This is a genomic window from Variovorax paradoxus, from assembly GCF_030815975.1.
GTDB lineage: Bacteria > Pseudomonadota > Gammaproteobacteria > Burkholderiales > Burkholderiaceae_C > Variovorax > Variovorax paradoxus_N.
Window position 1 is genome coordinate 4,113,288 of sequence record NZ_JAUSXL010000002.1, and the last position, 26,508, is coordinate 4,139,795.

General features: G+C 65.1%; 26 protein-coding genes. 13 read left to right on the forward strand and 13 right to left on the reverse strand.

Going from position 1 to position 26,508, the window contains the following annotated elements; translation table 11 throughout:
• Nucleotides 1–5: 5 nt before the first annotated feature.
• The 5 genes from QFZ47_RS23025 to QFZ47_RS23045 form a co-directional block, all read right to left on the reverse strand.
• A complete protein-coding gene (locus tag QFZ47_RS23025) occupies nucleotides 6–917 on the reverse strand; it encodes a DMT family transporter (protein ID WP_307657835.1) in 912 nt (303 codons plus the stop codon).
• Between the two features lie 85 nt (nucleotides 918–1,002).
• Nucleotides 1,003–1,302, reverse strand: coding sequence for a DUF1330 domain-containing protein (locus QFZ47_RS23030; RefSeq protein WP_307657836.1), 300 nt, complete (start codon nucleotides 1,300–1,302; stop codon nucleotides 1,003–1,005).
• 60 nt (nucleotides 1,303–1,362) lie between these two features.
• Nucleotides 1,363–2,181, reverse strand: coding sequence for a hypothetical protein (locus QFZ47_RS23035; RefSeq protein WP_307657837.1), 819 nt, complete (start codon nucleotides 2,179–2,181; stop codon nucleotides 1,363–1,365).
• Nucleotides 2,182–2,227: 46 nt separating this feature from the next.
• Nucleotides 2,228–3,220 (reverse strand): class I SAM-dependent methyltransferase, encoded by a 993-nt coding sequence (locus tag QFZ47_RS23040; protein WP_307657838.1) that lies wholly within the window; start codon nucleotides 3,218–3,220, stop codon nucleotides 2,228–2,230.
• 231 nt (nucleotides 3,221–3,451) lie between these two features.
• Nucleotides 3,452–4,291: an AraC family transcriptional regulator gene (locus QFZ47_RS23045; RefSeq protein WP_307657839.1), complete on the reverse strand. Its 840-nt coding sequence runs from the start codon at nucleotides 4,289–4,291 to the stop codon at nucleotides 3,452–3,454.
• A gap of 220 nt (nucleotides 4,292–4,511) precedes the next feature.
• Between QFZ47_RS23045 and QFZ47_RS23050 the strand changes: the two genes are divergently transcribed.
• Nucleotides 4,512–6,200 carry an acyl-CoA dehydrogenase family protein gene (locus tag QFZ47_RS23050; RefSeq protein ID WP_307657840.1) on the forward strand — a complete coding sequence of 563 codons (1,689 nt, stop codon included), beginning with the start codon at nucleotides 4,512–4,514 and terminating at the stop codon, nucleotides 6,198–6,200.
• A gap of 49 nt (nucleotides 6,201–6,249) precedes the next feature.
• Here the strand turns inward: QFZ47_RS23050 and QFZ47_RS23055 are convergent, their stop codons facing one another.
• The 3 genes from QFZ47_RS23055 to QFZ47_RS23065 form a co-directional block, all read right to left on the reverse strand.
• Nucleotides 6,250–7,848: an OpgD/OpgG family glucan biosynthesis protein gene (locus QFZ47_RS23055; RefSeq protein ID WP_307657841.1), complete on the reverse strand. Its 1,599-nt coding sequence runs from the start codon at nucleotides 7,846–7,848 to the stop codon at nucleotides 6,250–6,252.
• Nucleotides 7,849–8,055: 207 nt separating this feature from the next.
• The gene (locus tag QFZ47_RS23060; protein ID WP_307657842.1) at nucleotides 8,056–8,901 is read right to left on the reverse strand and encodes a class I SAM-dependent methyltransferase; all 846 of its coding nucleotides are present in this window, start codon (nucleotides 8,899–8,901) and stop codon (nucleotides 8,056–8,058) included.
• 114 nt (nucleotides 8,902–9,015) lie between these two features.
• Nucleotides 9,016–10,524 (reverse strand): CoA-acylating methylmalonate-semialdehyde dehydrogenase, encoded by a 1,509-nt coding sequence (locus QFZ47_RS23065; protein WP_307657843.1) that lies wholly within the window; start codon nucleotides 10,522–10,524, stop codon nucleotides 9,016–9,018.
• Nucleotides 10,525–10,628: 104 nt separating this feature from the next.
• On the opposite strand from QFZ47_RS23065, the gene QFZ47_RS23070 reads away from it, so the two are divergent.
• Nucleotides 10,629–11,582 (forward strand): LysR family transcriptional regulator, encoded by a 954-nt coding sequence (locus QFZ47_RS23070; protein ID WP_307657844.1) that lies wholly within the window; start codon nucleotides 10,629–10,631, stop codon nucleotides 11,580–11,582.
• 27 nt (nucleotides 11,583–11,609) lie between these two features.
• Here the strand turns inward: QFZ47_RS23070 and QFZ47_RS23075 are convergent, their stop codons facing one another.
• Complete coding sequence (locus QFZ47_RS23075; RefSeq protein ID WP_307657845.1) at nucleotides 11,610–11,882, reverse strand: helix-turn-helix domain-containing protein; 273 nt, start codon at nucleotides 11,880–11,882, stop codon at nucleotides 11,610–11,612.
• 261 nt (nucleotides 11,883–12,143) lie between these two features.
• Between QFZ47_RS23075 and QFZ47_RS23080 the strand changes: the two genes are divergently transcribed.
• Nucleotides 12,144–12,833, forward strand: coding sequence for a hypothetical protein (locus QFZ47_RS23080; RefSeq protein ID WP_307657846.1), 690 nt, complete (start codon nucleotides 12,144–12,146; stop codon nucleotides 12,831–12,833).
• A gap of 57 nt (nucleotides 12,834–12,890) precedes the next feature.
• Here QFZ47_RS23080 and QFZ47_RS23085 read toward each other — a convergent pair whose 3' ends face one another.
• Nucleotides 12,891–13,802, reverse strand: coding sequence for a LysR family transcriptional regulator (locus QFZ47_RS23085; RefSeq protein WP_307657847.1), 912 nt, complete (start codon nucleotides 13,800–13,802; stop codon nucleotides 12,891–12,893).
• A gap of 113 nt (nucleotides 13,803–13,915) precedes the next feature.
• On the opposite strand from QFZ47_RS23085, the gene QFZ47_RS23090 reads away from it, so the two are divergent.
• The 6 genes from QFZ47_RS23090 to QFZ47_RS23115 all read left to right on the forward strand — a co-directional run bounded on the left by QFZ47_RS23090 (nucleotide 13,916) and on the right by QFZ47_RS23115 (nucleotide 18,794).
• Complete coding sequence (locus tag QFZ47_RS23090) at nucleotides 13,916–15,091, forward strand: CaiB/BaiF CoA transferase family protein (RefSeq protein WP_307657848.1); 1,176 nt, start codon at nucleotides 13,916–13,918, stop codon at nucleotides 15,089–15,091.
• Nucleotides 15,088–16,071 carry a hydroxymethylglutaryl-CoA lyase gene (locus tag QFZ47_RS23095; protein WP_307657849.1) on the forward strand — a complete coding sequence of 328 codons (984 nt, stop codon included), beginning with the start codon at nucleotides 15,088–15,090 and terminating at the stop codon, nucleotides 16,069–16,071. Before QFZ47_RS23090 ends, QFZ47_RS23095 begins: the two co-directional genes overlap by 4 nt.
• Nucleotides 16,068–16,448: a VOC family protein gene (locus QFZ47_RS23100; RefSeq protein ID WP_307657850.1), complete on the forward strand. Its 381-nt coding sequence runs from the start codon at nucleotides 16,068–16,070 to the stop codon at nucleotides 16,446–16,448. The genes QFZ47_RS23095 and QFZ47_RS23100 overlap by 4 nt, the downstream gene beginning before the upstream one ends.
• A gap of 47 nt (nucleotides 16,449–16,495) precedes the next feature.
• On the forward strand, nucleotides 16,496–17,467 hold the full coding sequence (locus tag QFZ47_RS23105) for a Bug family tripartite tricarboxylate transporter substrate binding protein (RefSeq protein WP_307657851.1): 972 nt from the start codon (nucleotides 16,496–16,498) through the stop codon (nucleotides 17,465–17,467).
• A gap of 108 nt (nucleotides 17,468–17,575) precedes the next feature.
• On the forward strand, nucleotides 17,576–18,565 hold the full coding sequence (locus QFZ47_RS23110) for a hypothetical protein (RefSeq protein WP_307657852.1): 990 nt from the start codon (nucleotides 17,576–17,578) through the stop codon (nucleotides 18,563–18,565).
• Complete coding sequence (locus QFZ47_RS23115; RefSeq protein WP_307657853.1) at nucleotides 18,558–18,794, forward strand: hypothetical protein; 237 nt, start codon at nucleotides 18,558–18,560, stop codon at nucleotides 18,792–18,794. Before QFZ47_RS23110 ends, QFZ47_RS23115 begins: the two co-directional genes overlap by 8 nt.
• Nucleotides 18,795–18,858: 64 nt before the next feature.
• On the opposite strand, the gene QFZ47_RS23120 is transcribed toward QFZ47_RS23115, so the two are convergent.
• A complete protein-coding gene (locus QFZ47_RS23120; RefSeq protein ID WP_307657854.1) occupies nucleotides 18,859–19,425 on the reverse strand; it encodes a LuxR C-terminal-related transcriptional regulator in 567 nt (188 codons plus the stop codon).
• Nucleotides 19,426–19,528: 103 nt separating this feature from the next.
• Here QFZ47_RS23120 and QFZ47_RS23125 point away from each other — a divergent pair, with 103 nt between their 5' ends.
• From QFZ47_RS23125 to QFZ47_RS23135, 3 genes are all read left to right on the forward strand, one after another.
• Nucleotides 19,529–20,332 (forward strand): CoA transferase subunit A, encoded by an 804-nt coding sequence (locus QFZ47_RS23125; protein WP_307657855.1) that lies wholly within the window; start codon nucleotides 19,529–19,531, stop codon nucleotides 20,330–20,332.
• A gap of 1 nt (nucleotide 20,333) precedes the next feature.
• Nucleotides 20,334–20,972: a 3-oxoacid CoA-transferase subunit B gene (locus QFZ47_RS23130; RefSeq protein WP_307657856.1), complete on the forward strand. Its 639-nt coding sequence runs from the start codon at nucleotides 20,334–20,336 to the stop codon at nucleotides 20,970–20,972.
• Between the two features lie 82 nt (nucleotides 20,973–21,054).
• Nucleotides 21,055–22,434: a CoA transferase gene (locus QFZ47_RS23135; protein WP_307657857.1), complete on the forward strand. Its 1,380-nt coding sequence runs from the start codon at nucleotides 21,055–21,057 to the stop codon at nucleotides 22,432–22,434.
• Here the strand turns inward: QFZ47_RS23135 and QFZ47_RS23140 are convergent.
• Nucleotides 22,431–23,597 carry a pyridoxal phosphate-dependent aminotransferase gene (locus tag QFZ47_RS23140; protein ID WP_307657858.1) on the reverse strand — a complete coding sequence of 389 codons (1,167 nt, stop codon included), beginning with the start codon at nucleotides 23,595–23,597 and terminating at the stop codon, nucleotides 22,431–22,433. The genes QFZ47_RS23135 and QFZ47_RS23140 overlap by 4 nt on opposite strands.
• Before the next feature lie 338 nt (nucleotides 23,598–23,935).
• Nucleotides 23,936–24,841, reverse strand: coding sequence for a LysR family transcriptional regulator (locus QFZ47_RS23145; RefSeq protein ID WP_307657859.1), 906 nt, complete (start codon nucleotides 24,839–24,841; stop codon nucleotides 23,936–23,938).
• Between the two features lie 140 nt (nucleotides 24,842–24,981).
• Between QFZ47_RS23145 and QFZ47_RS23150 the strand changes: the two genes are divergently transcribed.
• On the forward strand, nucleotides 24,982–26,505 hold the full coding sequence (locus tag QFZ47_RS23150) for a CoA-acylating methylmalonate-semialdehyde dehydrogenase (protein ID WP_307657860.1): 1,524 nt from the start codon (nucleotides 24,982–24,984) through the stop codon (nucleotides 26,503–26,505).
• The last annotated feature ends 3 nt before the right edge of the window (nucleotides 26,506–26,508 follow it).

A 26,508-nucleotide genomic window follows, 5' to 3' on the forward strand; every position in this document is an offset into this window, starting at 1 on the left:
GATGCCTATGAAAAACGGCGGGCCGTGACGATGCCGGCAAGAATGATCGCGCCTCCCACGAATTCAGTAATGCTCAGGTATTCGTGGAATAAATAGGCGCCGAACACGGTGGCAATCACCGGCTGCACCAATAGCGTGATCGAAGAAAGTGCGGCCGGCAGCTTGGCCAGCGCATAGGCAATAAGGCCTTGGCCCCCGACATGGGACACCACCGCCAGCGCCAGCAGCATCAACATGCCGTGCGCCGTGTGCGGAACCAGCGATTCGCCGCGCCACAGCGTGATGGGCAAAAGAACGATCAGCGTGCCGACGCTGCTCCATGCCATGACGGTCATCGTCCGGTAATTCGAGCGCACGAGGCTGACCGCCAGAAGGTATGAGCCGTAGAAGACGGCCGTCAACAGCCCCAGCAGATTTCCCGTCATGTAATTCGAGCCGAAATCGAGCCGATGGCCGATCAGGATGAATGCGCCCGCCAATGCGAATAGCATGCCGAACAGAAAACCGGAATTGAATTTTTTCCCCAGGAACAAATTGGAGCCGAGCACCACGAAGATCGGGGCAAGATTGGCCAGCAGATTCGAATTGGCCAGCGTGGTCAGCGTCATCGACCAGTGATAGAGCGCCAGGTTTCCCGAGAAAATGAATCCGACAAGAATGAGCTTGATCGGAATGGCCGGCATCTTTTCGGCTGCCGGTCCGCTCGTGCTCACGGGCTCGGCTCTTGCCGCAAGCATATCAAGCAGGAAGAAAATCGGAATTGCCAGCGCCACCCGATAGACCGCGCTTGCGGTCGGGGGCAATTCACTGTGGCGAAGAAAAACGCCGCCCAGCGCCAACGCCGCCGCGCCAAGCAGAAGCGCAACGAAAGAAAGGAAATTGTTTTTTGAAGCAGCAGGTAGTGCAATGGTCGTCATGGTTGATTCCAGCACGACCGAGTCTCCATCGGTCGTGCCAGTCGGTTTGTTTTTGGTATCAAATAAAATCCTCAGGGTTGAAGCGCTAATGCCCTTCAAATCCCTCGATCACCATCAGCTGCATGTCGACTGCAGCATCCTTTCGCAATCCTCGCGCAAAGGTATATTCCGGTGACTCGTAAAATTTTCTCGCCGCATCGGCAGATTTGAATTCGACAAGAACCACGCGTCGGTCGTCCAGAGCGCCTTCCAGATGCATGCGCTCGCCTCCCCGTGTGAGAAATTTGCCTCCGAATTTTTCTATGATTCTGGGCGTGAGTTGCTTGTATTCGTTGTATTGATCCGGATCCACAATGGACATCCGGCCAATCAGATAGGCGACCATATCGCAACCTGACTCGGTGTTTGAAACGCTGTTCAAGCGCAAAAGCTGTAGAGCCGCGCGCTATACATAGGCCAGTTGTTTTCTTTCCTGGGCCACGCCGGATTGCAGCAATGCCGCATCCAGAACGTCCCAGAGGCCGGTCAGCGAATCGAGGAAATCGTCCGCGCCTTCGATCACAAGGTGGGCATATTCCGTCTTCAAGGCGAGTTCGACCGCGGTGCGGGCGTTCTGCTCATGATGCTGCTCGGCGCCGACTTCGCCCCAGTGCTCCAGCAGGTAGTGCATTTCGGGCACTTCGAGGTCCGCGTTGTAAATGCCACTGTCCACGAGGCAATATTTTTCGCCCGGAATCAATTGCTGATTCGAGATCATTTCCAGCGCGAGCGTCGTACCGAGATTCCGGTAGGTGTTCTCGATGTCCGTCATCTTGCGGCCATCGAAGACGCCAATGGCCTTTCGAACCTGCGCGGTCATTCCGGTCTCCATGTCGTAGCCGGGCAAGGAGCCGAGCAATTGATTGGAGAAATCCTTGAGCTTGGCTTCGACCTGAGCCTGATTGTAGAGGTCCGAAAACACGGGTTTCTCGGCCGATTGATTGACGATGTAACCCGCCATTGTCGCCAACTCCGGCCCATGGCCCGACTCGCTCTCGATAATTTCCTCGAGCAATTCGCTCTGCTCGTGAAGCCCGTGTGCCTTGAGTGCATCCGGAAAATTCCATCCCGGACGAGTCGATGCGCAAAAGCTCTGGATCTGGTGGAAAAGGGCTCCCACAACAGGAGGCTCGGGTTCGACCTTGACCCAATTCTTGAAAATTGGGTGCGAATAGCATCGATGACTTTTAACTCTATCAATCAGTTCGGAAATGGTAACGCTCATTTCGTGCTCCTAATTACAGTTCGTTAAAAAATGCCGTGGAAGTTTGTTACTTGCTTGCCATCAACATGCGCCCTCCAGGGTGATCCAGTACTTCGACCCGCACATTCGTAAAGCCTGCGCGGAACAATTTTTCAGTCCATTCTTCTTCGCTCAGAAGCTTTCTGGACATGAAATGGTTATGCAAATGATTGAACGCCGCGGCGAATGGCTTTTCCCAATTGGACGGCGCAACCGGAATGGCATCCACGATGATCAGCGTGCCCTTGATGGCGTGGGCGGCGCAGGCGCGCAGCAGGGCGTCGAGGGTTTCTTCCTCGGCAGGAAGAAGATCGTGCATGACGAATCCTGCGTGGATGATGTCCGCGTCCTTGATGAGGGAGGCGTCTTCCACCAGAACCTGGATAGGGGCGGTGACGAATTGCAGCCTGTCGCTCATGCCCGCTTCACCGGCGGCGCGAACGGCTTGTTCGGTGGCCGAGGGGCTGAGGTCGATGCCGACGCCTTTGGAGCCCGGAATCTTCTTGAGCATGCGAATCAGGAATCCGCCAGAACCGGACCCAAGGTCCACGATTTTCCTGGGAGCCATGGCAACAATGGCATTTTCGGGCTGCGGATAAAAGGATTTCTCGCCCATCCATTTCGATGTGCGCGCAACCAATCCGCCGCTGCGGGGGTATTTGATTTGCGCCTCCTCGTTGTTTTCCGAGAATTCCTTGGCATTGTTGATCAAGGGGGCGCAGGCGCGCAGTGCCCAGGAGAGATATCCGACTTCGTTGATCAATTCGTCAAAATTGCTGCCGGCCTTGTAGGTTGCCGGTGCTCCCGTGCTCAGCACCTCGATGATGCCTGCCTTGCTCAGGGAATCGAGGTAGGCGGAAATCACGGACTCCTTGATTCCACAGGACCTGGACGCGGTAGCGGCGTCCACGACCGGCGAATTCTGGAGAATTTCGATGATTCCGTATTCGGCACCTATTTCAAGCAGGATGGCGGAGCCTGCGAGGGAAGAGCCGGTAAGGCTGCGATCGACATTTTGCATGGGTCACCTGTGAGTTCAACGTCATTGAAAACCAATTGATTACTGTGTGCAGGGCTGCAAACCATTTAGCTGCACGATAAAGAACCTCCGGGCACCCGTATTGGTAAAAATTGCAGTTGCAGTCCACTGCGCCAGAAAGCGGATGCGCGCATGGAACCCGCTGCCCGGGCGCAGCGAAAAAAAGAAGCAGGGGGGTTCAGCCCGCGGCGCGAGCGCCGGGGGTGGGAGTCCTCAGCAGATCCGGGCGCGCACGTACTGCAGCGGCGTCATGCCGAAGGTGCGTTTGAAGTGCCTGGTGAGGGCGCTCTGGTCGTAGAAGCCGCTCGCGATGGCGGCTTCGATCAGCGGCCGGCCGTCTGCGAGGTGACGGATGGCGGCCCGCAGGCGCAGCTGCGTCAGGTAGGTGTGGGGCGTCAAGCCGATCGTGCGGTTGAAGGCGCCGATCAGTTGAAATGGCGTCAGCCTGGCCGCTGCCGCCATCTGTTCGAGCGTCAATCGCTCCGAGAAGGCGTCGCGCAGCAGTTCGAGCACCGGCGCGAGCACGCGCGCATCCGTGGGCGCCTGGAGCACGCGTTGCCCCGGCTGCGCATGGCTATGGAAGAGCGTGCCGAAGCTGTGAACGAACAACTCCTGCTGCCGCAGCGGGTCCCACTGCGCGCCGTGGCCGTCGAACGCGCGGTGAAGCTCCAGAAAGCTGGCGATGAGGTCCGGGTCGTCGAAGGTGTTGGACCCGAAGTACCGGGGCTGATCGATCCCCAGCGTGGCCATCAGGTGCCTGATGCCCGGCTCGGCCAGGTAGACGGCGCGGTACCGCCAGCGCGCGCTGCCACCCATGCGGCCCGAATGGGGCTCGGCCGGGTTGAAGACGAGCAGCGCCTGCTGGTGGGCCATGCCAGTGCGGCCGCGGCTCTTGAACTCCGCGCCGCCGGTCTCGGTGACTGCGATGACGTAGGAATGGTGCACGTGCGGTGCATATTCGTGCGTGGTGAAGTCCGCATGCAGCATGTCCATGCCCGGCATGCCGGGCACATGCCAGTAGCGCGATGTATTCAGCGGGTCCAGCTTGGCCAACGAAAACCTCCGTCTGGATGAGCAGCTGCAACGGCTTGGGGGCGTTCCACCGATGGCATGGCACCCGATGGTGAGCCAGGTCGCGGGACTTGGAGTCAAGCAAAGGCTGTGCCATTTCATCGGTGCACCGGATGCCCGACCCCGGCGAAGATCAGATTCACGAATCGCGCGAAATGCTTCACCATGCCCGCAGCGCAATCACTCGCTGGATGGAGACCGTATGAACATGCCTCTCGAGAGCACCGTACCGGAGTTTCAGTCGGCCCTGGGCGACGGCACCGATACGCACAAGGTATTCAACCAGGCCGATCCTTGCGTCGGCCACAACGCGTTCACAGGCGATGTGGCGCTGCGAGACCTCGTGGCGCGCCATGCGGCCTGGAGCATGCCGAATGCGACGGCACTCGGCGCATTGGCAGGCAACGAAGAGGTGCAGGAGCTCGCGCGGCTGGCCAACGAGCACAGCCCGCAGCTGCGAACGCACGACCGTTTCGGCAACCGCCTGGACTGGGTCGAGTTCCACCCCGCCTGGCATCGACTGATGGCGCTGGGGTTCGCCCACGGCGTCCCCAGCCTTGCCTGGACAACCGATGAGCCGTCGGGACACCTTGCACGGGCGGTGTTGAGCTACCTGTGGAACCAGGTCGAGAACGGCACCGGCTGCCCCACGGGCATGGCATACGCGGCCTGCGCCGGCTTTGCGGGACGGCCGGAGTTTGCGATGTGGCGGGAGAAGACGCTCTCCGGGCACTACGACCCACGCCGCCTTCCGCTGCCCCAAAAGACGGGCGCCGTGATCGGCTACGCCATGACCGAGAAGCAAGGCGGCTCCGACCTGCGCCAGACCCAGACCACGGCCACCTTCGCCGGCACCGAGAACGGCGCGAGCATCTACAGCGTGACGGGCCACAAGTGGTTCTTCTCGGTTCCCACCTCGGACGGCTTCTACACGCTGGCACGGACGACGTCCGGCGTGAGCTGCCTTTTCGTTCCGCGCTTCCTGCCCGACGGCAGCGCCAATCGCATTGCCGTGCAGCGCCTGAAAGACAAGTGCGGCAACCGTTCCAATGCGTCGAGCGAGGTCGAGTTCAACAGGACCTGGGCGATGCTGGTCGGCGAGGAGGGACGCGGCATCCGCGAGATCCTGTCGCACGCGCACCTGACGCGGCTGGACTTTGCCGTGGGCTCGGCGGGCCTGATGCGGCAGGCACTGACATTGGCGATCCACCACGCATCCACGCGCGACGGCTTCGGGCGCCGGATGGCCGACCTGCCGATGCAGACCAATGTGCTGGCCGACCTGGCGCTGGAAAGCGAGGCCGCCATGTTGTCGGCGATGCGCGTCGCACGGGCGACCGACAGCATGGCGTCGAACGAATCGGAGCGGCTCTTTGCGCGCGTGGCGACGCCGGTGGTCAAGTACTGGAACTGCCAGCGTGCGACGTATTTCGTCTACGAAGCACTGCAGGTCCACGGCGGGAACGGTTTCATCATGGAGAACCCCATCGCTCGGCTGTACCGCGAGGCGCCGCTCAATTCGATCTGGGAAGGCACGACGAACATGATGTGCATGGACGTGGTGCGCGCGCTCGGCCGCGAAAAGGGCGCGCTCGATGTGTTCCTCGATGAAATCGCCCCACCGCAAAATACCGACGCAGCGCATGTGAAGTTCATCGCCAGTCTGCGCGCCGATCTGTGCGGCGGTGCGATCGACGAGGGCAATGCGCGCGCCGTCGTGACGCGCATGGCGCTGGCACTTCAGGCGAGCGAGATGTGCAGGCACAGTCCGGGCGCCATTGCGCAGCGCTTCGTGGCGTCGCGCCTGGGCGGTCAGCACGCCGGCGTCATGGGAACGCTGGGCACGGGGGCGGACTTGCGCGAGATCGTCGCGCGCGCGGACGTGACGTAGGCCCGGCTGCGCGTGAAGCTCCTGCAGCGCACCACGCGCCGCGTGACGATCACACCGGCTGGTACTGGAACAGCCAGGTTTCGGTCAGCGTCTGGTCGCCATTCTTCAGATAGAGCCGCATGTCGATGGGCTCGTTGCCCTCGGGCGTGAAGTCGAACTGCGCGCGCCAGTGGCCCGGCACGCCGTTGGGCACGGCCTCGGCAAAGACGTAGGAGAACTTGCCGCGCGGCGCCGTCAGCACCAGCTCGGGCTTCACGCCGAAGGGCACGGTGGTAAGCGGCTGCCCGACAAACTCCACCATGAACTTGCGCACGCCCGGCGGGCGCGGCTGGCCCGGCTGTCCGCCGCGCCCGATGCGCGTGGCCACGCAGCGCGCGAGCGGCGAGGGAAAGGGTTCCTGGTCGGTCCAGTGCAGCCGGTACTGCAGGCTGTAGCTCGCGCCCGCCTTGGCATCGGCCTTGGGCACCCAGAAGGCGACGATGTTGTCGTGGATCTCGTCGTCGGTCGGGATCTCGATCAGCTGCACCGAGCCTTCGCCCCAATCGCCCAGTGGTTCGATCCAGAGGCTCGGGCGCTTCTCGTAGTTGACGCCGTCCTGGAAATTGTCGAAGACGCGGTCGCGCTGCAGCAGCCCGAAGCCGCGCGGCCGGGCGTCCGCAAAGGCCGAGGCGCGCGTCTGCACAGGGTTGTTGAGCGGGCGCCAGATGCGCTCGCCCGCGCCGTTCCAGATGGCCAGTCCGTCGGAGTCGTGCACCTCGGGGCGCCAGTCAATGGCGGTGGGCTTGATGGTTTCCGAGTACCAGTACATCGAGGTGAGCGGCACCAGGCCCAGGCGCGACACGTCGCGGCGCAGGAACAGGCGCGAGTCGATGTCCATGATCACGGCCTTGCCGCGCTGCATCACGAACTTGAACACGCCCGTGACGCTCGGCCCTTCGAGCAGTGCGTAGACCGTCATCGAGGTGGTGTTGTTCGCGGCCGGCGTTTCGAAATAGAAGCGCGTGAAGGTCGGGAACTCTTCGGGCTTGTCGGGTACCGCCACGTCGAGCGCAAGGCCGCGGGCCGACAGGCCGTACTGGTAGAGCTCGCCGATCGCGCGGAAGTAGGAGGCGCCCAGGAACGCGACCCAGTCGTTCTTCTGCCAGTCGAGCTTGCTCTGGTCGCCCAGGCGGCTTTCCTGCAGGCGAAAGCCCGCAAAGCCCGCGCCAGCCGGCAGCGCGCGCGCCGGGCTGTCGGGCGGCATCGAGAAGTACGAAGGGCTGTAGAGCACCTCGCGCGCGAAGGCATCGCCATCGGAGTTTTCGAGCACGTGCATGCGCACCGGCGTCTGGAAGAAGCGGCCGAGGTGAAAGAAGGTGACCGGAAACGCGCCCGGGCCGTCGCGGAAGAGCGCATTGGCCGGGTCGAACTTGATCTTGCCGTGCGCGTCGTAGTCGATCTTCTCGAGCACCTCCGGTGCGAGCGGCGTGGCGGCGGCATAGGGCTGCCCGGCCAGGCGCCTGGCCTGCGCCACGAGGCGGTCGAACGAGAAGGGCGAAGGCTGGCTCAGCTTCAGGCCGTTGGCGGCCAATGCCTCTTCGGGCAGTCCAAGGGCGGCGAGTGCGGCGGCGGCACCACCTGCGGCAAGGAAGGATCGGCGATCAAGCATGTGTTTCTTGAGGGTTGCGAGTCTGGGGGGAAAGCGGCGCGGCCGGCGGCTGGTGCCGGTCGGCTTCGGAAAAACAATCCTAATGCAGCCGGAGTCGGGTTCTCCGCGCACAAGAGCGGCGAGCATGCCGCGGCAGCGCGGCTTCCTGCGTCAGCCAAGCTGCGCAGCGCGGGCCGGACAAGGCCGGGACCTGAGAAATTTGTGCGTTTATGTATCGGCGCTGTCGGCCACGCCCAGCGCGTAGACGGCATAGAGCGGTACACCGAGCAGCATCAGCATCAGCGGCGCGAACAGGGCGTAGGGCAGGCCGATGCCTTCGAGCACCCGGTAGGTGGCATCGAGGCGCAGTCGCGGATGGGCTTGCGTCAGCTCGGCGGCCTTGCGCAGGCCCCAATGGAACTCCGCGCCGGTGGCCCGCACCGACGGATGCTGCGCGGCGCGGCCCACGGCCAGCCAGCACATCGCATCGAAGGCCAGCACCGAGCCTGCGGGGGCGCGCTCGCCGAAGGTCGCGAGCACGGCCTGCACCTGTGGCGGCTGGAGGTACATCAGCACGCCTTCGGTAAAGAGAAAGACCGGCCGCCCCTGGCGCTTGCGCGGCAGGTCGAGCTGCTCCCACCAATGGGCCGATGTGAGGTCGAGCGCGCGCGCATCGTGGCGCGTATTGGTTTCGGGAATGAGCTCGCGGCGCAGCGCGAGCACCTCGGGCAGGTCGGCGTCGGTCATGCGGCACTTTCCGTCGTCGAGCCACTGGTAGTAGTGGCTCAGCCCGCAGCCCATGTTCACCACGCGCGCGCCCGGATGCTGCTCGAGGAACTCCTGCGCGAGGCTGCGGAAGCGGCGCGTGCGGCTCAGGATGCCGTAGATGGTGGCCCGGTCTTCGGGGAGGGCCTGCCCGTCGTCGCGGATCTTTTCGAGGATCGATGCGGCGTAGGCGTCCCGCACGGCCATCTGTGGAAACATCGCGTCGCCCGAGGCACGCGCGGCAAGGGGAATCCGCAAGGTGGAAGGCACGGGCGACAGGCTTCGCGCGGGCCTCTTGCTTGTTGTCATGGGCGCTGGCACAGGGTCATGCGCAAGTCTGGCCGCTCCCGCGCCAAGGGGCAAGTCAGCTTTTCGTTCGTGCCGCTCCCATGTCCGGCGGCTCTTCTCGCCGCCGGCAAAACGCTACTTGGCGGTCGGCATCACGAACTCGGCGCCCTTGGGCGTGCTCTCGGGCCAGCGCTGCATGATCGACTTCTGCTTGGTGTAGAAGCGCACGCCTTCCTCGCCATAGGCATGCATGTCGCCGAACAGCGAACGCTTCCAGCCGCCGAAGCCGTGCCATGCCATCGGCACCGGGATCGGCACGTTGATGCCGACCATGCCCACCTGGATGCGGCGGCCGAACTCGCGCGCCACGTTGCCGTCGCGCGTGAAGCAGCTCACGCCGTTGCCGAACTCGTGGCCGTTGACCAGGTCGACCGCGTCCTTGAAGTTGGCCACGCGCACGCAGGAGAGCACCGGGCCGAAGATCTCTTCCTTGTAGATGCGCATCTCGGGCGTGACGTGGTCGAACAGCGTGCCGCCCATCCAGAAGCCGTCGCCGCAGCCCTGGCCTGCCATCGCACCGTCGAAGCCGCGGCCATCGACCAGCAGCTTCGCGCCTTCTTTTTCGCCCTGGGCGATGTAGCCGGTGATGCGCTCATGCGCCGCGCGCGTGACGATCGGGCCCATCTCGGCCGCGAGGTTCTCGCCGTCGAGCACCTTGAGCGTTTTCGTGCGTTCGACGAGCTTGGGAATGATCTTGTCGGCCACGTCGCCCACCAGCACGGCCACGCTGATGGCCATGCAGCGCTCGCCGGCCGAGCCGTAGCCGGCGCCGATGAGTGCATCCACCGTTTGGTCGATGTCGGCGTCGGGCATCACCACCATATGGTTCTTTGCGCCGCCAAGGGCCTGCACGCGCTTGCCGTTGCGGGCGCCGGTTTCGTAGATGTAGTTGGCAATGGGCGTGGAGCCCACGAAGCTGATGGCCTTGACATCGGGGTGCTCGAGCAGCGCATCGACCGCGACCTTGTCGCCCTGCACCACGTTGAACACGCCGTCGGGCAGGCCCGCTTCCTTCAGCAGCTCGGCCATGCGCAGCGATGGGGTCGGGTCGGTCGGGCTGGGCTTGAGCACGAAGGTGTTGCCCGCGGCAATGGCCACCGGGAACATCCACATCGGCACCATCACCGGGAAGTTGAAGGGCGTGATGCCGGCAACCACGCCGAGCGGCTGGCGCAGCGTCCAGTTGTCGATGCCGGTGGAGACCTGGTCGGTGAAGTCGCCCTTGAGCAGCTGCGGGATGCCGCAGGCGAACTCGACGATGTCGATGCCGCGCGAAACTTCGCCCTGCGCGTCGGTGAACACCTTGCCGTGCTCGGCGGTGATCATGTGCGCGAGTTCGTCCTTGTGCAGGTTGAGCAGCTCCAGAAACTTGAACATCACGCGGGCGCGGCGGATCGGCGGCGTGTCGGCCCACTTGGGAAAGGCGGCCTGCGCGGCGGCCACCGCGGCATCGACGTCGGCCTGGGCGGCCAGCGCCACCTTGCCCGTGACCTTGCCGGACGCCGGGTTGGTGACGTCCTGCGTGCGGGTGGAACCGCCGGCGGCGTGCTGGCCGCCGATGAAATGGGCAATCTGCTGGGTCATGGATACCGCCAAGAGTGGAGTGATGCGACAGTCTAGGAAAGGGAAGAGCGCCTGCCTAGACGCTAAAGTTGAACTGTTTGTTCGCTATAGTGAACAATCCCACCATGGATCTGCAAAAAGCCGAATCGCTCTGGATGCACCTGCACTGGCTGATCGTGCTCGGCCAGCAGGGCAGCTATACCGCCGCCGCGGCGCGCCTGGGCGTGAGCAAGGCGGCCATGAGCCAGCGCATCGCCGAGTTGGAGCGGGCCGTGGGCGTCACGCTCGTGCGGCGCACCACCCGCAGCATGCGGCTGACCGAGGCCGGGCAGCAGCTGGTCGACCAGACGCGCGAGCCCTTCGAGCAGATCGCCCACAGCTTCCTGGAGGCGCGGGACCATGCGGGCGAACCGCGCGGCCTGGTGCGGGTGACCGCGCCGGTGGCGCTGGGGCGGCAGCAGTTGCTGCCCAGGCTCGCCGACTTTCTCCTGGCGCATCCGTCGATCCGCGTCGAAATGGAGCTTTCCGACCGGCTGAGCTCCCTGGCCACGGAAGGCTTCGACCTGGCGGTGCGGCATGCGGCATCGCCGCCCGATACGCACGTGGCCTGGCGGCTGTGCGACACGCGCTCGGTGCTGGTGGCGAGCCGTGCCTATCTGCGCCGCCGGGGAACGCCGCTGGCGCCGCCCGCGCTGACGGAGCACGACTGCCTGCACTATCCGCGCGGGCAGGAAACCAACGTGTGGTCGTTCGAGCGGCGCGGCGGCCGCGCGCGCCAGGCCGAGCGCGTGACCGTGCCCATCGGCGGCCCGCTGGCGGCCAACAACAGCGAGGCACTGCGCGACGCCGCCCAGGCGGGGCTCGGCATTGCGCTCCTGCCCGACTTCAGCGCGCAATCGGGTCTGCAGGCGGGCAAGCTGGTCGAGGTGCTGCCCGACTGGCAGCCCACGGGCGCCTTCGCCGACCAGATCTACGCCATACGGCCTTACTCGCTGCACATACCGCGCGCGGTCAACTTGTTCGTGAGCCATCTGCGCGAAACGCTCAAGGCGGGATTCGAGCTGCCCAAGGCTGTCTGACCGCAGGCGGAGCCCAGCCGCAGCTCGCTATGTTGACTTGTTCTTCTTCGCGGGCTTGTCCAGCTCCTTGAAGAACTCCGAAGGCTGAATGTCCAGCGCCCTGATGATCTTCAGGATGTTGACCAGGGCGAGGTTATGTTCGCCGCGCTCGATGCCGCCCATGTAGCTGCGGTCTATGCCGCATGCATCGCCGAAGGCTTCCTGCGAATAGCCGAGCTCCTTGCGCCGACGGCGAACAGCCTCCCCGAAAAGCACCAGTTCAGGTGTTTTTTGCTTTTCAGGGGGCAGAGGTTTGGCCATGCATGGATGGTCTATTCCTCATGCATAAACCTCCACGGAATAAGATTTCACGGGATATGGTTTCCTTTCGGCTACGATCATTCCGCGCAAGACTGGAGGCCAGCCTGCGCGATATCTAAAAAAAGATCAGGGAAGGCTCGAAATGAAGTGCAGGATTTTTTTCTTGGGCGCGGTCCGTGCCCACACCCTCTACCCCAACCGTATCGGCGTGTCCAAAGTGCCCATAGCGGGCAAGCAGATGGCGAACTGAGGCGTCCTGTCATGAAACGGATTCAAGGCAGGCCCAAGCGGCTCTCCTGCTTCTCTCCAGATTCGCCCTTCGACAGGACTTTCATGGAGTGCAAGACCTTGGCGCAGCTGGCTGACTGGCATGACCGTGGCACGGCGTCCGGTCGCCGGATGTCGTCAGAAGAGTTCGATTTTCTTGTCGAGCATGTTTCAGGCCTAAGGGCCACGGAAAAGATGGCGCGGAGCGAGTTCGCCGCGATGAGGAAAGCTGAACGGTTTGTCAAATTCTTCTATGGTCAAGACCATCTCGACTTCGGCGAAATTCGTGCAAGGCAGATCACGATCGAAGGGGCTCGATTCGACGAGGTACCGCGCCATAGCGTGTGGACGCTCGGGTCCGCGCTTTGGTGTTTGCGAGTGCCGATGGAGAGTACCGCGACTGCGTCGAGCCGCGCGCTGAAGCTCATGGAGCAGGGCGGGAAACTGATACGCAGCAACTTCAGGAGAGCCGAGCACGCAGAGCCGCTGATTTCCGCATTTGCACAAGGCGTCGTGCTGGGGTTCTACCGGCTGGCGAAGATCGATATCTCCACGGCGTTCGACGGGGCGATCTTCTGGCGGCCTTGCGAGCTGTCCAGCATCTACCAGGTAGGCATCGACCGTGGCCAGCGAATTCGCGCCCAGGATGGTCGAAACGGGAGCCGGTTTCGGGCAATGGTGTAGCCCGTCTCGTGAATCAATCGGTTGACGACGATGGTCTTCCGGCCGCGCTTTCAGATTTCAGGTGGACGACGCCATCAACTGCCCGACCAGCAGCTGCGCCGCCGGCGACAAGGTCTCGCCGGTCTTGGTGGCCATCAGCAGCCGGCGCACGGCCCAGGCGTCCTTGAGCCGCACCACCTTGAGGCCGAGCGCGCTCACCTGCGCCTTGCAGGCCGCGAGCGGCACCACGCCGATGCCGAGGTTGGCCGCGATCATGTGGCACATCGCATCGAAGCTGCGCACCTGCACGCGCAGGCGCATCGGAATGCCGGCCTGCTCGGCCGCGCGCGAGGTGAGCTCGAGCAGCGAGCTGCTGCGGTTCAGGCCCACGAACTCGTGCGCGAGGCAGGCTTTGAAATCGGTCCGGCGAGTGCGCGCGAGCGGATGCTGCCGGGCGCACAGAACCACCAGCTCGTCGGTCTGGAACGGCGCCACGTCGAGGCCGTAGGCCGGCGTGTTCTCGGCGAACACGCCCACATCGGCCAGGCCGTCGACCAGCGCGCGCACGATGTCGCCGCTCAGCTGCTCCTCGACTTCGACGCGGATGTCCGGGTGCTGGCCCAGAAAGGTGGCCAGCGTGGCCGGCAGGAATTCGGTGAGCGCCGACATGTTGGCCCACAGCCGCACATGGCCGCGCACCCCGCTCGAGTAGTCGCCAAGCTCGTTGCTGAACTGCTCGAAGCCCTGGAACAGCCGCATCGCATGCTGCATGGCCACGTGGCCGGCAGGCGTGAGCGCAATGCCTTGCGAGCTGCGTTCCAGCAGCTTCGACCCTGTGGCGGCCTCGAAGTCCGAAAGCCGCCGGCTGGCCGCCGAGAGCGCCAGGTGGCAGGCTTCCGCGCCCTTGGTGATGCTGCCCGACCGGGCCACGGCGCAGAACAGGCGCAGCGTGACGAAGTCGACGCGGGCGGGGTTGATGGGGACGGCCATCCGTCCATTCTAGAAAGCCTTCGCGTTTTGCGAAGGGCTGCTGCCATCAAAGCAATTCCGTTGGCCGCGATCTGTTCCTAGAGTGGAGGCATTCCCACAGGAGACATTCAGATATGAACGCACTCGAAGGCCTCAAGGTGCTGGAGCTCGGCCAGCTCATTGCCGGCCCGTTCGCGGGCAAGACGCTCGCCGAATTCGGCGCCGACGTGATCAAGGTCGAGCCCGCCGGCGTCGGCGATCCGCTGCGCAAGTGGCGGCTGCTGCGCGAAGGCACTTCGGTGTGGTGGGAGGTGCAGTCGCGCAACAAGCGCTCGGTGTGCCTGGACCTGCGCAGCGCCGAAGGCCAGCAGGCCGTGCGCGCCCTGGCGCTCGAGGCCGACGTGCTGATCGAGAACTTCAAGCCCGGCACGCTCGAAGGCTGGGGTCTGGGCTGGGAGCAGCTGCATGCGCTCAACCCGCGGCTCATCATGCTGCGCATCTCGGGCTACGGGCAGACTGGCCCGTATCGCGACAAGCCGGGCTTCGGCGTGCTCGGCGAATCGATGGGCGGGCTGCGCTACCTGAGCGGCGAGCCGGGCCGCGTGCCGGTGCGCGTGGGCGTCTCGCTCGGCGACACGCTGGCGGCGCTGCATGGCGTGATCGGCGTGCTCACGGCGCTGCACCACCGCACGGCCCATGGCGGCGAGGGGCAGTTCATCGACGTGGCGCTCTATGAGTCGGTCTTCAACGTGATGGAAAGCCTGCTGCCCGAATACGACGCTTTCGGCGCGGTGCGCGAGCGCGCCGGCAGCGCTTTGCCGGGCATTGCGCCGACCAATGCCTACAAGTGCAGCGACGGCCACTACGTGCTCGTGGCGGGCAACGGCGACAGCATCTTCCGCCGGCTGATGCGCGCCATCGGCCGCACGGACCTGGAGAACGATCCGCAGCTCGTGCACAACGACGGCCGCGTGCAGCGGGTGGAAGAGATCGACGCCGCCATCGAGGCCTGGACGCTGCAGCGCAGCCGCGACGAGGTGCTGGCAGTGTTCGATGCAGCCGGCGTGCCGGTCGGGCGCATCTACACGGTGGCCGACATCGCCACCGATCCGCAGTACCTGGCGCGCCAGATGATCGTCGAGGCGACCACCGCCGACGGTGACATGCTCAAGGTGCCGGGCGTGGTGCCCAAGCTCAGCGCCACGCCGGGGCGCATCGCGCATCCCGCGCCGCAGCTCGGCGAACACACCGGCGACTTGCGGGGCACGGGCTGGCCGGCGCGCCGCAGCGAGGAAAGCGAGGCCGTATGAAGGCAGGCAACGGCAAGCGGCTCTTCATCAACGAAGTGGCCACGCGCGACGGCTTCCAGATGGAAAGCCGCTTCATCCCTACCGACGAGAAGATCGCGCTCATCGATCGCCTCGGCACACTCGGCTACGCCAAGATCGAGGTGACTTCATTTACCTCCGCCAAGGCGATTCCGGCGCTGCGGGACGGCGAAGAAGTGATGCAGCGCATCGCGCGCCGCCCCGGCGTGGTCTACACCGCGCTGGTGCCGAACCTGCGCGGGGCCGAGCGCGCGCTGGAGAGCCGCATCGGCGAATTCAACATCGTCATGTCGGTGAGCGAGACCCACAACCTCAGCAACCTGCGCATGACGCGCGAGCAGTCGTTCGCGCAGCTGGCCGAGGTCGTCGCGCTGACCAGTCGGGCCGGCGTGCCGGTGAACGTGTCGCTCTCCTGCGTGTTCGGCTGCCCGATGGAAGGCGAGGTGCCGCTGGCCGCCGTGCTGGAATGGATCGACCGCTTCGCGGCGCTTCAGGTGCAGGGCGTCACGCTGTGCGACACCACGGGCATGGCCTATCCAACGCAGGTGCAGGCCCTCTGCGAGGCCGTGATGGCGAGGCACCCCGACCTGCAATGGACGGCGCACTTTCACAACACGCGCGGCATGGGGCTGGCAAACACGGTGGCCGCGGTCGAGGCGGGCATCGAGCGGCTCGACATGTCGCTGGGCGGCATCGGCGGCTGCCCGTATGCGCCCGGTGCCACCGGCAACGTGGCCACCGAGGACGTGGTGCACATGCTGCAATGCATGGGCTACGACACCGGCATGGATCTGCAGGGGCTGATCGATGCCGCGTCGGAGCTCGAGACCCTGGTGCAGCACGGCTTGCCGAGCCAGGTTTCCCGCGCCGGCCACCGGCTCACGCGGCATGCGCCGCCGGCGGATTTCAACGACATCGCGGCGCGTGCGCATGCGCGCCGAGCCAAGGAGCTGCACGCATGATCGACCATCTGGACCACCTGGTGCTCACCACCGCCGACGAGGCGGCCTGCACCCGCTTCTACATCGACGTGATGGGCATGGCGCTGGAGACTTTCGGCGCTAATCGCAAGGCCTTCCGCTTCGGCCACCAGAAGATCAACCTGCATGTGAAGGGGCACGAGTTCGAGCCCAAGGCGCAGCTGCCGACGCCGGGCTCGCTGGACCTGTGCTTCATCGCGAGCGTGCCGCTCGACGATGTGATTGCGCGGCTGAAGAGCAACAGCGTGCCGATCCTCGAAGGCCCCGTGATGCGAACCGGCTCCACCTCGCGCATCCGATCGGTCTATGTGCGCGACCCCGACCTGAATCTCATCGAAATATCCGAGCTGGCGCCCTGACGGGCCGGCTTCGAATGCAACCCAAAAACACCGGAGACAGACAAATCATGAAACCCGCTCATCGCCTTTTGATAGCCGCAGGCCTCGCGCTGGCGGCCGCCGCGGCCAGCGCCGACACCTGGCCCTCGAAACCGATCACCTTCATCGTGCCCACCGCGCCCGCCGGGTCCACCGACATCATGGCGCGCATGGTGGCCGACCCGCTGCAGCGCGCGCTGGGCCAGCCCATCGTGGTCGACAACAGGCCCGGTGCCAGCGGCAACATCGGCACCGAGGCCGTCGCGCGCGCCGCGCCCGATGGCTACACGCTGCTGATGCAGTACTCGGGCTACCACGTCGGCAACCCCGCGCTCTTTCCGCAGATCAAGTGGAGCCCGACCAAGGACTTCGTGCCGGTGGCGCTGGTGATGCGCGCGCCGCACGTGGTCGCGGTGAGCGGCAAGCTGCCCGTGAACTCGATGAAGGAACTGATCGAGTATGGCAAGAAGAAGAAAGAGGGCGGCCTGTTCTACGCCTCGTCGGGCAACGGCTCCATCCAGCACATCGCGGGCGAGCTGCTGTCGCGGCAGGCCAAGCAGCCGATGACGCACGTGCCCTACAAGGGCTCGGGCCCGGCCATCAACGACCTGATCGCGGGCAACGTCGACATGTTCATCACCACGCCGCCCTCGGTCATCGGCCATTTCGCGGGCGGGCGCATCAAGCCGCTGGCATACACGGGCAGCAAGCGCCATCCGTCGATGCCCGACGTGCCGACCTCGGCCGAGGCGGGGCTGCCGGGCTACGAGGTGGAGTCGTGGTTCGCGGTGTTCGCACCGGCAAAGACGCCGCCCGAGGTCGTCAACAAGCTCAGCGCCGAGATCAGGAAGATCGTCGAGAGCGAGTCGTTCCGCAAGAAGGTGGACGAGCAGGGCGCCTTTGCCACCTACATGGATCCGGCGGCGCTGGGCAAGTTCGTCGACCAGGAACTGGCGGCCTGGGCGAAGGTGATCAAGGCGGCGGACATCAAGCCGGATTGAGTAAGCTCACGGGCCCGGCGTTCGCCCCGCGCCGAGGCGGCCGACTTAGTAGGGAAGTATCGGGTTTTCAACCCCGTGGACTTTTGGCGAAAGTGCGCAAAAAGGCCGGTGCACGCATGCGTCGCGCTGGTAGCCTCGGGCGAGAAAACCAATCAACCAAACGGTCGTTTTCTTGGTGTGCTCAAGGGGGAATTTGTGGCTGAAGTACTGGAAATGTCAGTGACAGACCGAGTCGGCGAAACCATGCGGCGGGCCCTGCCTCTGTTGCCAAGCGAAGCACGATCGACCGTCATGGCGATGTTGCAGCCCGAGGCGCTTGCGATCGTCGCCGGGACGCTGATCGTGTGGGCTGGCTCGCACTTCTTCGGCGTGGGCGAAATCGTCGACATCATTCTGCTCGTGGTGGGCTTCGCTGCGCTCGGCATGTCTGTATTTTCAGGAGCCAGTGAGCTCACCGATTTTGTGCAGAAGGCGGTAAATGGCCGGTCGGATGCGGATCTCGATCAGGCTGCCGAGCACTTTGCAAAAGCGATTTCCTTGCTTGGAATTTCGGCGATCCAGGCGCTGCTGATGCGCGGTGCCGCCCGTACGGTAATAGAGCGTGGCGTACCGAAAGTCGAGCCTTTGCCCAACGTTGGGACACCTCCTCCTGCAGGGAATGCGCTGCGGCTCAGTCGGCCCGAGTCGCTGCCTGGCGGGATCGCGGGCTCCACCAGTCTGTTCGGCGACGTCAGCATTGCTCGCAGTCAGAGCCTCACCGAGCAGCGGATCACGCTTTTCCATGAGTTGGTTCATCGCTATTTTTCGCCGCGGACCGGCCCATTGCGTCAACTGCGTGCGGAACTGCGTTGGTCTGCTTATTCACGATCTTCGCTTCTGCGTTACCTCGAGGAAGCGTTGGCGGAAGGTTACGGACAGCTGAAAGTGCATGGCTTGGCTCAGGCACTTGGCGCGTACCGTTTCCCGATCCAGAACGGGTACGTCACCGTGTCTCAACTAGCGGTGGAAGGCATGTACATCGGCCGAATTCTTATCGGTGGCTCCAGCTTCTGGGTCGGGGTGAGTGGCGGCCAGATCCCAAACACAAACCATGATTGACGAGCAGACCGCACTGGCGATCGCCAGAGCCGAGGCACAGTCGCTGGGTTGGGCCTTTGGCGAGCCCGTTGAAGCCGTGTTGAGACAGCGCCGATCTTGGTTCGGCAAGCTCGAGGACCGTGGGCAGTGGAATATTCGCACCAATGCCATGGCTCTGGGAACTTGCGCGTGGTTTGTCATTGACGCTAGCGATGGACGGATCCTTGAAAAGGGCTATGTTTCCCGTTAAAGAGTTTTCGTTCTGAAAATCCAGGCTTCCGGGGCGTGGATGCAGCCAGCCTGGAGATCGACCTCTAACCCGCAATGAGCTTCTGCACCAGCTCCGCCGTGGTGGCCGCCGCGTACTTGCGCATCAGCCGCGCCCGGTGCAGTTCCACCGTGCGGTGGCTGATGCCCAGCGCCTTGCCGATCTCCTTGGACGTGAGCCCGCGCATCACCTGCGCCGCCACCTCGCGCTCGCGCGGCGTGAGCTCGGCCTTGACCGCGCGGCGTGAGCCCAGGTCCTCGAAGGTCCAGATGCCGGCCTCGTGCGGCGCGGCGCGGTTCATGGCGTGCCCGGTGACATGGCACCAGAAGGTTTCGCCGGCGATGGCGCCGTGCAGGCCGCCCAGGCGCCTCATCATGCGGTTGTCGGCGTAGCGGCCGCTGGCGTTCAGGAACGGCTCCATGCGCTTGCCGATGCGCTCGAACTCGGCCACGCTCGGGTACAGGATGCTGAACGAATGCCCGACCAATGCGGAGGGCGTTGCACCGAAAATCTCGCACACCCGCTCGTTGCAGGCCACGATGGTGCGGTTGCTCGACACCACCATGCCGACGGGCGCATGTTCAAAAGCCAGCCGGTAATCGATCTCGGGCATCGGGGGTCACCATTACGAAATACTACGTATGCGACTACGTAGTATCGTTCAAGGCTCTTCTTCGAAGCTTTCGCCAACTCTCCACATCCATCAAGGAGCCCGAGTGAACAAGATTTATCCCTCCGCAGACGCGGCACTCAAGGGGGTCGTGGCCGACGGGCAGACGCTCGCGGTCGGCGGCTTCGGCCTGTGCGGCATTCCCGAGGCGCTGATCGACGCGCTGCACGACTCGGGCGTCAAGGATCTCACCTGCATCTCCAACAACGCGGGCGTCGACGGCTTCGGCCTCGGCAAGCTGCTCGAGACGCGCCAGATCAAGAAGATGATCGCGTCCTACGTGGGCGAGAACAAGGAGTTCGAGCGCCAGTACCTTGCGGGCGAACTGCAGCTCGAATTCACGCCCCAGGGCACGCTGGCCGAAAAGCTGCGCGCGGGCGGCGCGGGCATTCCGGCCTTCTTCACCAAGACCGGTGTCGGCACGCAGGTGGCCGAAGGCAAGGAACTGCGCGAATTCGACAGCGAAACCTATGTGATGGAACGCTCGCTGGTGCCCGACGTGGCGCTGGTGAAGGCCCACGTGGCCGACAAGTCGGGCAACCTGCGCTTTCGCCTCACGGCGCGCAACTTCAACCCGGCCGCCGCCATGGCCGGCAAGATCTGCATCGTCGAGGTCGAGAAGATCGTCGAAGTGGGCGAACTGGCCCCTGACGACATCCACCTGCCGGGCATCTACGTGCATCGCATCGTGCTCAACGCCAACCCGGAGAAGCGCATCGAGAAACGCACCGTGAGCGCGGCCGCGCCGGCCGATGCGGCCGCCGCCAAGGTCGAAGCGCAGGCCGCCATTGCGCAGGCCGCCGCCGGCAGCGAAGTACCCGCGCCCGTCAAGAACAACAAAGGAGCCTGAGATGCCCTGGACCCAAGACCAAATGGCCGCGCGTGCGGCGCAAGAACTCGAAGACGGTTTCTACGTGAACCTGGGCATCGGCATTCCCACGCTGGTGGCCAACTTCGTCGGCGACAAGGAAGTGTGGCTGCAAAGCGAGAACGGCATGCTCGGCATCGGCCCGTTCCCGACCGAAGACCAGGTCGACGCCGACCTGATCAACGCCGGCAAGCAGACCGTGACCACGATTCCCGGCTCGGCCATCTTCGGCAGCCACGACAGCTTTGCGATGATCCGCGGCGGCAAGATCAACCTGTCGATCCTCGGCGCCATGCAGGTCAGCGTGGAGGGCGACCTCGCCAACTGGATGATCCCCGGCAAGATGGTCAAGGGCATGGGCGGTGCCATGGACCTGGTGGCTGGCGTGAAGCGCGTGATCGTGCTGATGGAGCACGTCGCGAAGAAGAAGGACGGCACCGAGGACCTCAAGATCCTCGAGAAGTGCACGCTGCCGCTGACCGGCGTGGGCGTGGTCGACCGCATCATCACCGACCTGGCCGTGATGGACGTGGTGCCCGAAGGTCTCAAGGTGGTCGAGCTCGCGCCGGGCGTGAGCTTCGACACGCTGCAGGCCAAGACCGGCGCCAGGCTGATCCAGTAAGGCTGCCCACGCAACCACGATAAAGGGCAGGGCCGCGAGAGCGGGCCCTGCCTTTTTGCTTTGGACGTTCTGGAGAAATGAAATGAATGCGAGCGAAGCCCTGGACAGCATCTGGCGGCGGGCGGGCCTGCCGGTCGAGGCCCTGCAACATGCGCGGCTCACGGGCGAAGACCCGGTGCTGCCGTCGTCCTTCGCGGTGGGTACGGCCGCGCAGAGCACCATCGCGGCGGCAGCGCTCGCGGCCTGCGAACTGGGGCATTTGCGCGGCGCCGAGCGCCAGGAAGTGGCCGTCGACATGAGGCACGCGGCGCTCGACTGCACCGGGTGGTTCAGCCTCGACGGCCGCGTGCCCGACCTGTGGGACACGTTTTCCGGGCTGTACCGCTGCGCCGACGGCTGGGTCCGCATTCACGCGAACTTCGCGCACCACCGCGATGGTGCGCTGCGGCTGATGAAGCTCGATCCGGCCGCCGCCACGCGCGCGGAGGCCGAGGCTGTCATGGCGACCTGGCGCGCGCTCGACTTCGAAGACGCAGCCGCCGCGCAAGGCCTGGCGGCGACCGCGCTGCGCCGCTTCGACGAATGGGACGCCTCGCCGCAAGGCCAGGCCATTGCGGCGCAACCGCTCTTCACGATCGAGCGCATCGGCGATGCACCGCCGCTCGTGCTGCCGCCGCTGCGCGAGGACCAGCGGCCGCTCGATGGCGTGCGCGTGCTCGACCTCACGCGCATCCTCGCGGGCCCCGTAGGCGGCCGCGCGCTGGCAGCGTATGGCGCCGACGTGATGCTCGTCAATTCGCCGCACCTGCCCAACATCGAATCCATTGCCGAGACCAGCCGCGGCAAGCTGTCGGCGCATGTGGACCTGCGCACCGAAGCTGGCCGCGCCGCGCTGCGGCAACTCGCCACGCAGGCCCATGTCTTCGTGCAGGGCTATCGCCCGGGCGGCATCGAGGCGCTGGGTTTCGGACCGGCGGAACTCGCGCGGCTCAGGCCTGGCATCGTGTGCGTGTCGCTCACGGCCTATGGCACGCAAGGCCCGTGGGCGCATCGCCGCGGCTTCGATTCACTCGTGCAGACCGCCATGGGTTTCAACCAGGCCGAAGGCGAAGCGGCCGGTGACGGCAAGCCCAAGCCGCTGCCGATGCAGATCCTCGACGAGGCCACGGGCTACCTGATCGCCCTCGGCGCCGCCGCGGCGCTCTGGCGGCAGCAGCAGGAGGGCGGCAGCTGGCACGTGCAGGTGTCGCTGGCGCAGACGGGGCAATGGCTGCGAGGGCTCGGGCGCCTGCCGGGCGGGCTGTCGATCGCCAGACCCGACCTGAAGCCCTACGTGGAGACCTCGGCCTCGGGCTTCGGCGAACTCACTGCGCTGCGCCACAGCGCGCAGCTGTCGCGCACGCCGGCCGCGTGGCCGCGCCCGTCGATGCCGCCGGGCAGCCATGCGCCGGTCTGGGCCTAGGCCTCGAGCGCGGCGCGCACCTTGTCGCCGAGCCCGCGCAGCCGCTCGACCGGTTCGTTGGAGAACACGAAGCGCAGATACTGTGCGCCGTGCGTCTGGCCCCAGCCCCGCATGGCGGTCGCGCACACGCGCTGCGCCAGCAGGCGCTCCGACAGCGTCTGCCCGTCGATGCCGAAGTCGCTTGTGCGCAGCAGCAGCGACCAGCCGCCGGCCGGAACGCCGACCGGCAAGCCCTTGAGTTCATTGAGCACCGTGTCGCGCCGGCGTTCCAGTTCGGCCACATAGGGCCTGAGCGTGTGTGCCGATTGTTCGAGCGCCGTCGCCACCGCGTCCTGCGCGATGCCCACGGGCACCACCACGTTGGCGAGCGAAACGGCGATGAGGTCGGGCATGTAGCTTTCGGGTGCGACGGTCCAGCCCACGCGCCAGCCGATCATGCGCAGTTCCTTGGCCGACGAGCCGACCGTGATCGTGCGCTCGGCCATGCCGGGCAGGCCGGCAGGATGGATCACCTGGCGCCCGTCGAACAAGAGCCGTTCCATGGCGGTGTCGAGGATGAGCGTCAGGTCTTGCTGCACGCACAGCGCGGCGATGGCGCACCAGTCGTCTTCGTCGAAGTAGCCGCCTGTCGGCATCGAAGGCGACATCAGCAGCATCACACGCACGCGCGGCCCGATGGCGGATCGCAGCGCCGCGCGATCGAGCTTCCATTCGCCGCCGGGCGTGAAGGCGAAGGGCACGTACTTCGGCGTTCCGCCGGCCAGGCGGATGCGGTTGAGCAGGCCCGCGTAGGTCGGATCGGTCACCAGCACTTCGTCGCCCACTTCAACCGTGGCGAGCAGCGCGTTGAGGATGCCCGAGAGGCCGCCCGCGGAGATCACGCAGTTGCGCGCGTCGTAGCCCACGCCTGAGAGTGCCGACACGTGCCGTGCCGCCACCTCGCGCAGGCGCGACTGGCCGACGAAGGGAAGGTAGCTGTTGTCCGAATCCTCCGAAGCCGCACGCACGGTGCGCGCGATGGCTTCGGGGTCCGGCGGAATATCGACGTCGAGGTTTTCGAGCCGGAGAAAGGGCGGACCGTCCGCATCGTCGGCGATGGCGCCCATGCGGTCGACGCCAATGCCTGCGATGTGTTCCAGCCGTGCGGGGCGATGACGTGGCATGCGATCTCCTTGCTTCTGTTCGCCGCATTGTGCGTTTGTGGCGCCGCTGTTCGGGGCGCGATCCCGCCGACGGGGTACGCGGCGAAGCGAATGTCCCCCGGCCTTCGGCCTCCTCCTTTATTTCGCTGCGCAAGGCACTCCATCGACGGGATCGTTATGCGGAGCGGTCGTTGATCGGCTGTACACCAAGAGCGTGCCCAGGTGCACAGGGCATCGGGTGCTCCCCGCAGCGAAATCAAGGAGGAGGCCGAAGGCCGGGGGACATTCGCGGAGGGGAGTACCCGGTGTCCTGTGCACGCGCCCCGAACGCCTGCCCCTCGACAAACGCCCACCGGTCATCATGTGCCCACGGCGCTGTCTGGCAAGAGAAGCCCCCGCTGCCCCGCCGCAGTTTCGCGCAGGAATTCCCACACAGCCTGCATGCGTGCCAGATGTTTGGTCTCCACCGGCATTGACATCCAGAAAGTGCGCGTGAAGCTCGCCTGCCCCGCCAGCACTGGCCGCAGCGCCTTGTCGCGGTCGGCCACGAAGGCCGGCAGCACCGCAATGCCCGCGCCCGCTGCGACGGCTTGATGCTGTGCGAGCACACTCGTGCTCCGCAACGCAAAGGTGTCGGGACGGTGCAGTTCGTCGAGGTACTGCAGCTCCTTGCTGAACAGCAGGTCGTCCACGTAGCTGATGAAGGTATGGCCGCGCAGGTCTTCGCGCGTCTTGATGGGCTTGTGCGCGGCCAGGTACTGCTTCGAGGCATAGAGCCTGAGCGTGTAGTCGGTGAGCTTGGTGACGACCACGGGGCCGCGCGCCGGGCGTTCGAGCGAGATCACGATGTCGGCCTCGCGCCGCGACAGGTGCACCAGCCGCGGCATGGCGAGCAGGTCGATGGTGAGCTTGGGATGCCGCTGCGCGAAGAGCGCGAGCTGCGGCGCCAGCACCACGGTGCCGAAGCCCTCGGTGGCGCCGATGCGGATCAGGCCCGACAGGCCCTCCTGCGAAGCCGGTGCGGTGCTTTCAACCGCCTGGAACGCGCTTTCCATGGCCTCGACCTGCGGTTGCAGCCGTCGGCCCGCCTCGGTGAGCCGGTGGCCGCCCGATTCGCGCGAGAAAAGAGGGGCGCCCACTTCCTTTTCGAGCGCCTGGATGCGGCGCGCCACCGTGGTGTGGTCCACCTCGAGCCGGCGCGCGGCGCTCATCAGCGTGCCCGAGCGGGCCAGTTCCAGAAAGTAGCGAAGGTTGTCCCAGTCCATGTGCTCGCGTTCCGTGGGGTCGGCTCTGCATTTTTGCAAAGCGATGGCGCATATTTGTCTATTGTCATGGCAAATCTGCAAAGCTAGGATGCGGCTTGAACCTGCCACGCAGGCCCCGTATTCACAGGAGACAAAACCCCATGGACGCCACCACCACCCCCAAGACCCAGGTCGCCACCGTCAAGCTCTTGATCGGCGGCAAGTTCGTCGAATCCAAGACCACCGAATGGCGCGACATCGTCAACCCGGCCACGCAGCAGGTGCTGGCCCGCGTGCCCTTTGCCACGCAGGCCGAGCTCGACGCCGCCGTGGCGTCCGCCAAGGACGCCTTCAAGACCTGGCGCAAGACGCCCCTCGGCGCCCGCGCCCGCATCTTCCTGAAGTACCAGCAGCTCATCCGCGAGAACATGGGCGAACTGGCCGCCATCCTCACCGCCGAGCAGGGCAAGACGCTGCCGGACGCCGAGGGCGACGTGTTCCGCGGCCTCGAGGTGGTCGAGCACGCATCGAACATCGGCAACCTGCAGCTCGGCGAGCTGGCCAACAACGTGGCCAACGGCGTCGACACCTACACGCTGATGCAGCCGCTGGGCGTGTGCGCAGGCATCACGCCGTTCAACTTTCCGGCCATGATCCCGCTGTGGATGTTCCCGATGGCCATCGTCACCGGCAACACCTTCGTGCTGAAGCCCTCCGAGCAAGACCCGATGGTCACCATGCGCCTGTGTGAACTGGCGCTCGAAGCCGGCATTCCGCCCGGCGTGCTGAACGTGGTGCATGGCGGCGAAGCCGTGGTCAACGGCATCTGCGACCACAAGGACATCAAGGCTATCAGCTTCGTCGGCTCGACCAAGGTCGGCACGCACGTCTATAACCGCGCCACGCTGGCCGGCAAGCGCGTGCAATGCATGATGGGTGCGAAGAACCACGCCATCGTGATGCCCGACGCCAACAAGGAACAGACGCTCAATGCGCTGGCAGGCGCAAGCTTTGGCGCGGCCGGCCAGCGCTGCATGGCGGTGTCGGTGGCGGTGCTGGTGGGCGAGGCGCGCAACTGGGTGCCCGAACTGATCGCCAAGGCCAGGACGCTGAAGATCGGCGCGGGCACCGATAAGGGCGTGGACGTGGGACCGCTGGTTTCTTGCGCCGCGTTTGAACGCGTCAACGGCCTCATCGAGCGCGGCGTGGCCGATGGCGCCAAGCTCGAGCTCGACGGCCGCAAGCCTACGGTGCCGGGCTACGAGAAGGGCAACTTCGTCGGCCCGACGATCTTCTCGGGCGTGAAGCCCGGCATGACGATCTACGACCAGGAAGTGTTCGGCCCGGTGCTGTGCGTGGCCGATGCCGAGAACATCGACGAGGCCATCGAGCTGATCAACAGCAACCCGAACGGCAACGGCACGGCCATCTTCACGCAGTCGGGCGCCGCGGCGCGCCGCTTCCAGGAAGACATCGACGTGGGCCAGGTCGGCATCAACGTGCCGATCCCGGTGCCGGTGCCGATGTTCTCGTTCACGGGTTCACGCGCGTCGAAGCTCGGCGACCTGGGGCCGTACGGCAAGCAGGTCATCATGTTCTACACGCAGACCAAGACCGTGACGGCACGCTGGTTCGACGACAGCACCGTGTCGCACGGCGTCAACACCACGATCAGTCTCAAGTAAGGG